The sequence below is a fragment of the Haloparvum sedimenti genome (assembly GCF_001462205.1).
In the GTDB taxonomy this organism is placed as follows: Archaea; Halobacteriota; Halobacteria; order Halobacteriales; family Haloferacaceae; genus Haloparvum; species Haloparvum sedimenti.
This window is the reverse complement of sequence record NZ_LKIR01000046.1, coordinates 1-8,813: the sequence shown is the minus strand read 5'-3', so window position 1 is coordinate 8,813 and position 8,813 is coordinate 1. Positions and strand designations below refer to the sequence as shown.

General features: G+C 58.3%; 12 protein-coding genes and 1 pseudogene. 5 read left to right on the top strand and 8 right to left on the bottom strand.

Annotated features, from left to right (window positions below; genetic code table 11):
• The 4 genes and pseudogenes from AN233_RS02960 to AN233_RS02945 form a co-directional block, all read right to left on the bottom strand.
• A pseudogene (locus tag AN233_RS02960) lies at positions 1-189 on the bottom strand (hypothetical protein); the annotation flags it as partial.
• A 230-nt stretch (positions 190-419) separates the two neighbouring features.
• The gene (locus AN233_RS02955) at positions 420-1,826 is read right to left on the bottom strand and encodes a multicopper oxidase family protein (RefSeq protein ID WP_058365369.1); all 1,407 of its coding nucleotides are present in this window, start codon (positions 1,824-1,826) and stop codon (positions 420-422) included.
• Between the two features lie 125 nt (positions 1,827-1,951).
• Entirely contained in the window at positions 1,952-2,545 is a 594-nt protein-coding gene (locus AN233_RS02950; protein WP_058365371.1) for a helix-turn-helix transcriptional regulator, read from the bottom strand.
• A 132-nt stretch (positions 2,546-2,677) separates the two neighbouring features.
• The gene (locus AN233_RS02945) at positions 2,678-4,081 is read right to left on the bottom strand and encodes a permease (protein WP_058365368.1); all 1,404 of its coding nucleotides are present in this window, start codon (positions 4,079-4,081) and stop codon (positions 2,678-2,680) included.
• Positions 4,082-4,438: 357 nt separating this feature from the next.
• Here AN233_RS02945 and AN233_RS02940 point away from each other — a divergent pair, with 357 nt between their 5' ends.
• From AN233_RS02940 to AN233_RS16140, 3 genes are read left to right on the top strand one after another with little or no spacing between them, the layout of a single operon-like run.
• The gene (locus AN233_RS02940; RefSeq protein ID WP_233547748.1) at positions 4,439-4,702 is read left to right on the top strand and encodes a hypothetical protein; all 264 of its coding nucleotides are present in this window, start codon (positions 4,439-4,441) and stop codon (positions 4,700-4,702) included.
• A gap of 18 nt (positions 4,703-4,720) precedes the next feature.
• The gene (locus AN233_RS02935) at positions 4,721-5,254 is read left to right on the top strand and encodes an SRPBCC family protein (RefSeq protein WP_058365367.1); all 534 of its coding nucleotides are present in this window, start codon (positions 4,721-4,723) and stop codon (positions 5,252-5,254) included.
• 24 nt (positions 5,255-5,278) lie between these two features.
• Positions 5,279-6,184 (top strand): universal stress protein, encoded by a 906-nt coding sequence (locus tag AN233_RS16140; RefSeq protein ID WP_080508315.1) that lies wholly within the window; start codon positions 5,279-5,281, stop codon positions 6,182-6,184.
• 12 nt (positions 6,185-6,196) lie between these two features.
• On the opposite strand, the gene AN233_RS02925 is transcribed toward AN233_RS16140, so the two are convergent.
• From AN233_RS02925 to AN233_RS02915, 3 genes are read right to left on the bottom strand one after another with little or no spacing between them, the layout of a single operon-like run.
• Positions 6,197-6,472 carry a DUF7521 family protein gene (locus AN233_RS02925; RefSeq protein ID WP_058365365.1) on the bottom strand — a complete coding sequence of 92 codons (276 nt, stop codon included), beginning with the start codon at positions 6,470-6,472 and terminating at the stop codon, positions 6,197-6,199.
• A 4-nt stretch (positions 6,473-6,476) separates the two neighbouring features.
• Positions 6,477-6,764, bottom strand: coding sequence for a DUF7521 family protein (locus AN233_RS02920; RefSeq protein WP_058365364.1), 288 nt, complete (start codon positions 6,762-6,764; stop codon positions 6,477-6,479).
• A 2-nt stretch (positions 6,765-6,766) separates the two neighbouring features.
• The gene (locus AN233_RS02915; protein WP_058365363.1) at positions 6,767-7,117 is read right to left on the bottom strand and encodes an ArsR/SmtB family transcription factor; all 351 of its coding nucleotides are present in this window, start codon (positions 7,115-7,117) and stop codon (positions 6,767-6,769) included.
• Positions 7,118-7,233: 116 nt separating this feature from the next.
• Between AN233_RS02915 and AN233_RS02910 the strand changes: the two genes are divergently transcribed.
• A complete protein-coding gene (locus AN233_RS02910; RefSeq protein ID WP_058365362.1) occupies positions 7,234-7,857 on the top strand; it encodes a plastocyanin/azurin family copper-binding protein in 624 nt (207 codons plus the stop codon).
• 85 nt (positions 7,858-7,942) lie between these two features.
• On the opposite strand, the gene AN233_RS02905 is transcribed toward AN233_RS02910, so the two are convergent.
• Entirely contained in the window at positions 7,943-8,437 is a 495-nt protein-coding gene (locus AN233_RS02905) for a hypothetical protein (protein WP_233547763.1), read from the bottom strand.
• Positions 8,438-8,623: 186 nt separating this feature from the next.
• Between AN233_RS02905 and AN233_RS16135 the strand changes: the two genes are divergently transcribed.
• Positions 8,624-8,813, top strand: a 190-nt coding sequence (locus tag AN233_RS16135) for a twin-arginine translocation signal domain-containing protein (RefSeq protein WP_125919960.1), incomplete at its 3' end; no start/stop codon positions are given.

Here is an 8,813-nt window from a genome sequence, read left to right as displayed (position 1 = left end):
ACCGGGACCCATGTGCTCAGTCATCTGCGCCTCCATCCAAGTGGCCCATTCATCTGCGGTGGTATTGTCCGTGGGCGCGTCGTCAGCGGCCGTTTCGTCGCCGTGTGCGCTGACCACGGGGGCGGCGAACGCGAGTCCCACGATCGCGAGGGCCACGAGCAGCCAGCGGCCGAGTGTGAAGTTGGTCATTGTCTTTCTCCTCGGTTACTCGTAGGACTGCTCGGGAGTTATCGACGTGGGTGTGAATCCGAATAGGAGAACGTTCGAAAACGTGTATAGGGCGCTCTAAACGTTTTTCAGGAATAGGTTCGTTCATCTGGCTCGAATTCGCTGGATTAGCACTCGACTCTTCTCACGGGACAGGGCCACGACCACACGAACGGCAGCCTGAATGATCCGAAACCGGGGCTTCAACCGAGTCACTCGACGTATCTCACGACACGCGCCATCCCCGCATCGAGATGATACAGGTTGTGACAGTGGAACAACCACCGGCCGGGGTTGTCGGCGTGGAAGTCGATCGTCACCTGCCCTCTATGCCCGGGGACCATGACTGTGTCTTTGATTGCGTCGCCGACTTGGAAGAAGTGGCCGTGAAGGTGCATCGGGTGAATGACTGGGCTCTGATTGGTCATCCGAATTCGGACGTGTTCGTCGGGCCGGACCTGGAGCGGGTCGGCGTCCGGGTAGGCCTGCCCATCTATCGTCCACGTGTATGACTGGCCCCTGCCGCGTGAGAGCGTCAGATCGAACGTTCTATCCGGCTCCCCACTCACCCCGTCGAGCGAGGAGATCGCCTGCAAGTCCCCGTACTGCAGCCGGTTACTGGCCGACGACGGGCTCTGTGGGCTTCCTCCGCTAGCTGACTCGTACTCGACGACTGCTCTAGCTGGTGGTTCGTTTCCATCGAGTGCATTCGCTTGAACGGCCCACGTGCCCGGGTTCGTCGCCTCAATCACGACGTCGTAGCGCTCACCGGCTCCGAAGGCGAACGAGTCCACGTTGACAGGTTCGACAGGTCGCCCATCGGCGTGGGTTACCGTCATTTCGTGGCCTGCGATTTGGACACCGAAGACTGTCGCGCTGCCGGCGTTCACGAACCGGAGGCGCACCCGCTCGCCTTCTGTTACGTCGAACGTCTGGGGATTCTCTGGGAGTCGACCGTTGATCAGGAGCCCATCGTACGGCGGCCGAACGTCTCCCATCATCCCGCCACCGCCGCCCATTCCCCCATCCGAAGGAAGTTCCGGCTCTCCGGGGAGGTAATCGTCGACGACGACGACGTACTCGCGGTCGTACTCGACGTGTGGCTCACGTTCTTCGACGATCAGTGGCCCCAGCAATCCCCGGTCGAGTTGGAGTCCGACGTGGCTGTGATAGAAGTACGTGCCAGCGGGTTCGGCACGAAACGTGTACGTGAACGTCTCACCGGAAGCGATCGGGTCTTGCGTCACGTTTGGCACGCCGTCGACCGGGTTCGGAACGGGAACCCCGTGCCAGTGAATCGTCGTCTCTTCTTGAAGGTCGTTGGTCAACTCGACACTGAGTACGTCACCCTCCTGAACGCGTAATTCTGGTCCCGGAAATTGACCCTCGTACATCCAGTTAGTCGTCGAAGTCTCGGGGGCTGGCCGAATCGTCCCGGACCCCGCGGTGAGGCTGACGGAGCTATCTGGCTCGGACGTGACTGTCGAGCGTGGCGTTACCTCACGCCCACCGTCATCGCCGGTGCCCGGTAGCTGACCGGCACAGCCCGCGAGCGCTCCGAGAGTAGATGCGCCCGTCAACTGGAGAAGCCTGCGGCGGGAGAATCCTGTGGAAGTCATTTCCCTTGTTTTCGTGGTCGGCGAGTATAGGCCTCGCGCTGAAGGACGGTCATACGACCATCGCTCGGTTCAATTTCAGCATCTACGACCCCGATGAATGGTTCTGAATCGGCGGAAATGGCCCGCTAGTTCATTTGCTTCTCCTGTAGGTCGTCACTCGGATAGATACGATACGTCCGCCCTTGGCGCTCGCGGTACAACAGGCCGCGTTTCTCGAGAGCGCTCACCGTCTGGCTCACCTTGCTCTTCGAAAAGTCCGAGCGATCCCTGAGTTCGATCTGTGTGATGCCGGGCGAGGAGATGACTGGTTCGAGGATACGGCGTTCATCATCCGGCAAGAGGTCTAACACACGAGCCTGTGGCTGAGACTCTGGATTGATAGCCCCGTCTGGTTGGGTGGTTCCCTCTGGCGATTCGTCACCCTCCGGATCGGTTGGATTCGCCATTTCATTCTGTGGGCGATCGGTTACGTCTCTGCTGGTGACCTCATCCCGAATCACGAGATATCCCACACCGATGACAGCCGAGACGAGGAGGGTTCCGAGGACATACCAGATCGGATTCGTTCCGTGAACGGACCCCATCGACGTGCCCATCATCGATCCCATCTGGTCGAAGGCCTGCTGTTGCTGATATGCTTGCCAGCTGAGCACACCACCGACGATGAGGACGACAGCGACCAAGCCACCGACTACTGTATCGGCTCGCCGCCGATTCATGTTCCCCACCTCGATCCGCCGAGATACCTGCTCATACATAAGAGTTTGCGAGACCATGCTGTACCTGTTTTGATTGGCCAACGCAATACCCGGGCCTGCCTAGCCGCGATACTTGGGATCGAGACATAGCGGTCAGTGATGTTCATGGCTCTGGGAAGACCCCGTCTCTGAGACGTGTGGGTGGTGCTGTGCAAATTCGGAGGGGCGCTTCTCGAACGATCGCTTGCACTGATCCGAACAGAAGTAGTACGTCTCGCCGTCGTGGGTGAGACTCGGTCCGCTATCGTCGGTTCGCATCCCACAGACGGGGTCGCGGTACTGGCCGGGTGCACCGAGACCACGACGGTAGACGTAGAGGAGAAAGCCAGAGAGTGCGAACGCGACGATGTTGAGGTAAAACGTGTAGTTAAGTTTGAAGTACGTCTGTTCGGAGGCTGTCTCCCCGCCAGCGAGATTCGGGACGATACCGAGAGCGCTGAACAATTCCTCCATGAGAAAGCCTGTGAACGCCATCGTCACGAAGAAGATACCGAGGATGTACAGCATCACCTTCCAGCCGTAGTACTTCCGGTAGACGTTCAGGACGGGGATGGTGATGAGGTCGGCGTAGACGAACGCGATGACGCCGGCGAAGCTGACCCCACCGCCCCAAAGCGCGACGGCGAACGGGACGTTGCCCATGCTCCCGACGAAGCTGAGGACGGCGATCGCTACACCCATGATGGCGTTCTCTGCGCTTACCAACAATCCATCGCCCTGGAGGAAGAGCGTGTTCCAGACCCACTGCGGAACGAAGACGATGACGAACCCCGAAATGAGAAAGCCCGCGATGATGTCCGTCCAGATCATCGACCACTCCTTGCGATACTGATTCCCGACTTTGTACCACCCGCCCCACGAGAGAAGTTCGTCGCGCCACCCGCCGCTACTTGCGGCTTCCTGCTGGTAGGTTTCCATGCAACCTTCTGAACAGAACTTCAGCGTCTCGCCCCCGTCAGTCACCAGCGAGTACTCGTCTTTGCCTTCCATCCCGCAGGTCGGGTCCTCAGTGATCCCCTGGTCGTGGTCGCGTTGATTCAGTTCCTCCCGTACTTGCTCGAAGAGGTTCTCGGGGAGCGTTAGATGGACGAGGACCGCCATCACGGCGATGAGAATGACGCCGCCAAGGAGTTCTGCAACCAGAAATTCCCAGCCGAGGAGGATCAGGATCATCAGCCCGAGCTCGACGATGAGGTTCGTCGAGGCGAACATGAACGCGAAGAAGTTCACCGTGTGCGCTCCCTTCTTGAACAGCCCCTTCCCAATGGCGACCGCGCCGAAGCTACACCCACTACTTGCTGCGCCGAATACGGTTGCTTTCGTGAGGCCACTCAGATTCCCCTCCCCGAGTACGTTGGCCATCCGCTCTTTCGAGACGTAAACCTGAACGAGACTCGTGATGACGAGCCCCATGATGATCGCCCACGCTGCCGTCCAGAGAAAACCGACGCCGATCCGCAACGACTCGAGAATTCCGTCGACGAGGGCGGCTTGCATATCTAGACTATCGCAGCCATCTGTTTTGTTATTTGTTCTTAAGAAACCGGGGCAGTGGGCGGAGTAAATCTTGCATTCAAAGGTAACTCCTGCTATTAGATGTGGTCAACCGTTCGAGGACGGCGTTCGTGCTCATCAATTTTTGCGTGTCACTGATTCCAGTCGGTGGTTGCTCCGTGGTCTTCCGACGGACCGGCCACACAGATAAGGGGGTTGTACAGCTGTTTCCCACACGATATTCTTGCTCCGTGTTACCAAGGGATCGTCCCCTTTCGAATTGTAAGAGAAACCCGATTGAAGGAGTAGAGCGTATCTCTAGTCATGAGCACTACTACCACAAACCAAGACGCGTCCGAAATGGATTCCACGACCAACGTGATGCAGCTCGATCGGTTGGCACTGGCGGGCGCAGCAGCAGTCGTCTCTGCCGTCGCGATGCTCCTGCTCGGTGTGTTCGGAGCGATCGGCGTCTACGAGGGCGCAGTCGAAGCGATGCAGCAGTGGCACCTGTTCTTCGAACCGACCGTCGTCGGGACTGTAGCGGGCATGGTCGAGGCAGCAGTGATCAGCTTCGTCCTCGTGTACGCCTTCGCGTGGCTGTACAACGTCTTCGCGCGGTAGGAGGCGCCGGAGACACCAATGTACGTCACCGACAAAGCCGAAATCGTCATCGACGCATCGCCCGAAGAGATCTGGGAGTACGTAACCGACCCAGTCCATTGGACGGCGTCGAACCCCGAGGAACACCATGGGCTCGAATACGACACGCCCGATAACCGTCCCCGGGAGGGCGCAACGTTCCACCAGGCCGAAGAGGTCGCCGGGATGTACGCCGACCTGCATGGCCGATTCCAGTATATCGACCATCCCAACGTGGCGGTCTGGGCGGGGACGGCGTACTATCCGCTCCTTCGCGGACTCGTCACCGTTCGGATTCCCGAAGGAGGGACCATCCGACTCGAAGAGACTGCAGACGGGACTCGGATGTCACACGCCGTCTGGATGGACTTCCCGAACAATCGACGGGGACGGGCGCTGAAATGGGTGTTCACGACCGCTCTCAATGGGAAGGCGAAACTCTACGATCACACGAACAAGGAACTCGTCTTCTTCAAGGACCGCATCGAGTCGACAGCCCATAAGTCGCCCAAACCGACGGACGAGAGTCCGTAGCAAAATCAACGCACACATCCAATCATGTACACTGACATCCTCATTCCAACCGATGGCAGCGATAACGTCGAGCCCGCAATCCAGTACGGACTTGACCTCGCTCGCCGATACGACGCAACCGTCCACACTCTCCACGTCGTTGACAGTTCACCGATCGAACGGAAGCTGGAACTGACCGCGCTGGAAATCGACCTGGAGACGCTCCCAGACACGTGGTATGACGCTGGTGATGCCGCCACCCAGCAGATCGCAACTCGAGCCGCAGAACACGGCCTCGATGCGGCAACTGAGGTTCGTCGTGGTATCCCAGCGCACGAGATTGCGTCCTACATCACCGATAATGAGATCGACCTCGTGTGTATGGGAACCCGGGGACATACTGGTCTCGACCGCTTCCTGCTCGGAAGTGTAACGACCCGAATCGTCCGCACTACCGACATTCCTGTCCTCAGCGTCAAATCGAAGACGGTGGCGGCGACGTCGGAATCCGAACTGCGGGGGGGCTTCGAGCATATCCTCGCTCCAACAGACGGGAGTAAACCCGCACGGGAGGCCGTCACTCATGCTCTTGAACTGGCTCGAACATACGATGCGACACTTCATGCCCTCTACGTTGTCGATAGAGGTGCCTACGCGTCTCGTCCAGGATGGACATGGGACGAACTGCAGCAATTACTGGAGCAAAACGGGGATACTGTCGTAGAAGATGTCCAATCCCGGGCAGCTGCCGACGGTGTTTCAGTCGCTGCTGAGATCACCCACGGCGTTCCTCATCAGGCAATAGAGGAGTACTGCGATCAACACGGAATCGACCTCATCGTGATGGGAACACACGGACGGTCCGGCATTTCACGACGGCTCATCGGAAGTGTGACCGAACGGGTTCTCCGGAACTCGGATGAGCCAGTTTTGACCATTCGAGGAGTGTAGACGCGGCTTGGGCTACCGGCGAAGCGAGATGAGAAGGACAATGAATCCGAGACCGATGGCGACCGATTCGATGATGTGGACAAGAGCGAGATCGAGCCCTCCGAACTCAAACAGTAGTCCTTCGATGAACACACCGAAAGTGATGATTCCAAAGCCAATTGCAGCGTTTCGCATATAGTACGTACCCGTTCGTCGATATGCCTCGAAACTGTAATACGTGATCAGGATACCGAGTGCGAGTACGAGCGTGCGGACGACCAGGAGAATTGCTGTTGTCGTATCCACCATTCACTTAGTCCTCCAATTTCTTCGAGTCGCGTCCGTACAGAGCGTACAGGATCGTGAGCATACCAATCGCGACGATGGCCGTTGCCACCGTTCCCGCATTATGAAAGGTCAGGCCAACCACGTCGAACAAGATTCCTTCGACGATCGCGCCGAAGCTGATGATGGCGAAACCAACCGCAAGGTACAGCATCGATTGGCTGTTACTACGCCGATATCCTCGATAGGCCTGATAGGCGATCAGGAATCCCAGAACCATTGTAACGAGCTTTGCGACGATGAGTCCGGGGTGCATAGTTATTCGTTCCTCATTGTGTCCCAGATACGCGTAAAGCGGTCGGCGGCGTCTTCCCGAAGTTCGATACGGACGTCGAATCCCGATTCGAGGAGCTGTACCTCAACACGGTCGAGCTGGGCTTCGTATTCGCTGTAATGGTGGCCGTCGGGATCAACGTGTGTTCGCTCGATGAGCAAGTCGTACTCTAGCAACGTATTGACCCGTCTGGAAACTGTCGAGACTGACATGTCACACTCTTCGCTGAGTTCCTTAGCAGACATCTGTTTTCGGCGAGTCGCCTCGAGGATCGCGCGTGCGTAGTCGTCTTCCAGGATTTCGAGGATCCCCGAGATGTCCCGCTCTTCACTCACAGTCCGTGTTGTTGGTAAAGAGTATATAAAGAAACGCCGATTTGCTGACCCAGCAAATCTGCTTGCCGGTCTATATCCTCCGAGTGTGTAGGATTACGTGTAAGGTGACCGATGCCATGACCGACTCACTCACGCGTCGACGGATGCTTCAGCTGACTGGCGGTGCGGCAGTCGTTGGGCTTGCCGGATGCACTGGAACGCAGAACAACGACGGCGGAACGCCGACCGAAAGTGGCCACGACGACAGCGGCACGGAGTCCGGCCACAGCGACGAGGAGGATGGCCACGACGAAGCGGTCGGGGCGCCGTCCGATGCGGCCGAAGTGAATATGATTACCGAGGACGGGGGCTACCACTTCGAGCCACACGTCGTGCGGGTGAACGTCGGTGGGACCGTGACCTGGCACAACGAGAGCGGGAGCCACTCGACGACCGCGTACCACTCCGACAACGACCAGCCCCAGCTCGTCCCCGATGGAGCGGCGGCCTGGGACAGCGGCATCGTCTCCGAACAGGGCGCAACGTTCGAACACACGTTCGAGACCGAGGGCGTCTACCACTACTACTGTACGCCCCACGAGAGCCTCGGTATGATTGGGAGCGTCATCGTCGGCGAACCGGATCCCCACGAGCAGGTCGCCTTGGAAGACCCGCCGGCTGACAAGCCCGAGCGCGTTCGCGAGAAGCTCGAAGAACTGAACGGGATGGTCAGCACAGCTCTCGGTGACGACCACGAGTGAACACGCGTCGTTGCGTCGATGGGTAATCGGTAGCTGACACGCGATTTTCGCCCACTAAATCTTCCTCGTGTTTCTGTTTGTGCGACTAGGCGAGTATATTGTAGCCGACGTGTGCAAGTGCGAGGCCGAGATAGCCGAGTACAAGCAGTGTCATGGTTCGCCGAGAGAGCGACGGGATTCCGATCGGTTCGTTTCCGTGAATCCGTTCTCCGAGCGCGTACACGAACCGCCCGGCAATCAGCGCAAACGGGACGTGCACGAACACCAGCGGTAGGAACAGCGAATCGAACCGGACCGTTGCCTCTAGCTGTGCCAAGTACTCGAGTTTGAGCAGTACTTCAAGTCCAGCGACGGTGAATCCGGACATCACGGTAGCTAGTAGTCCCTCGGTTTTCGAGAGGAGTCGTCCCCGCCAGTAACTCCAGCCGTAGAACGTGAGAATCAGTGGGAGGAAGCGAACGAGTGCCTCCTCGATGAGCCCAACCAGTAGTGGCCACGTCATGTTCGTCGTCGCCTGGAGCAGAGCGAGTTCGAGCAGATAGGCGAGCCAGACACCGACACCGGTCACGATAGCGCTCACGACTGTAATGCCAAGGAGTGACCGATATCGACGCGTCATATTTCACGAGGGGGCGTATTCTGATACTCGGAGAGCAATCGGCATAGGCGTACCCGTTCCGGTGGGACATCGTCCCTCGAAGAGGCTTTATTACTGTGTGACTGTTAGTCAATACCACGACGTTCGATAGGCCCATAGTACAGTATCATGGCTTCCGACGACTCCACCGCGACCCAGCTCCCTTCCGATTCGGAAAGCGATGTCATCAGTCGGATCGAAGATGGTCTCCTGTCACGGCGGGGATTCCTTGTCGGACTCGCCACCGGTAGTGTCGGAGGTGCTGGAGCAGTTCTCGGTCTCACACGCTCCGACGAGGGGTTTCAATCGCTGGCGACGC

Bases quoted from the DNA above. Each gene is read 5' to 3' on its own strand.
- AN233_RS02955 (WP_058365369.1), bottom strand. From the start codon at position 1,826: ATGACTTCCACAGGATTCTCCCGCCGCAGGCTTCTCCAGTTGACGGGC.
- AN233_RS02950 (WP_058365371.1), bottom strand. From the start codon at position 2,545: ATGAATCGGCGGCGAGCCGATACAGTAGTCGGTGGCTTGGTCGCTGTC.
- AN233_RS02945 (WP_058365368.1), bottom strand. From the start codon at position 4,081: ATGCAAGCCGCCCTCGTCGACGGAATTCTCGAGTCGTTGCGGATCGGC.
- AN233_RS02940 (WP_233547748.1), top strand. From the start codon at position 4,439: ATGGATTCCACGACCAACGTGATGCAGCTCGATCGGTTGGCACTGGCG.
- AN233_RS02935 (WP_058365367.1), top strand. From the start codon at position 4,721: ATGTACGTCACCGACAAAGCCGAAATCGTCATCGACGCATCGCCCGAA.
- AN233_RS16140 (WP_080508315.1), top strand. From the start codon at position 5,279: ATGTACACTGACATCCTCATTCCAACCGATGGCAGCGATAACGTCGAG.
- AN233_RS02925 (WP_058365365.1), bottom strand. From the start codon at position 6,472: ATGGTGGATACGACAACAGCAATTCTCCTGGTCGTCCGCACGCTCGTA.
- AN233_RS02920 (WP_058365364.1), bottom strand. From the start codon at position 6,764: ATGCACCCCGGACTCATCGTCGCAAAGCTCGTTACAATGGTTCTGGGA.
- AN233_RS02910 (WP_058365362.1), top strand. From the start codon at position 7,234: ATGACCGACTCACTCACGCGTCGACGGATGCTTCAGCTGACTGGCGGT.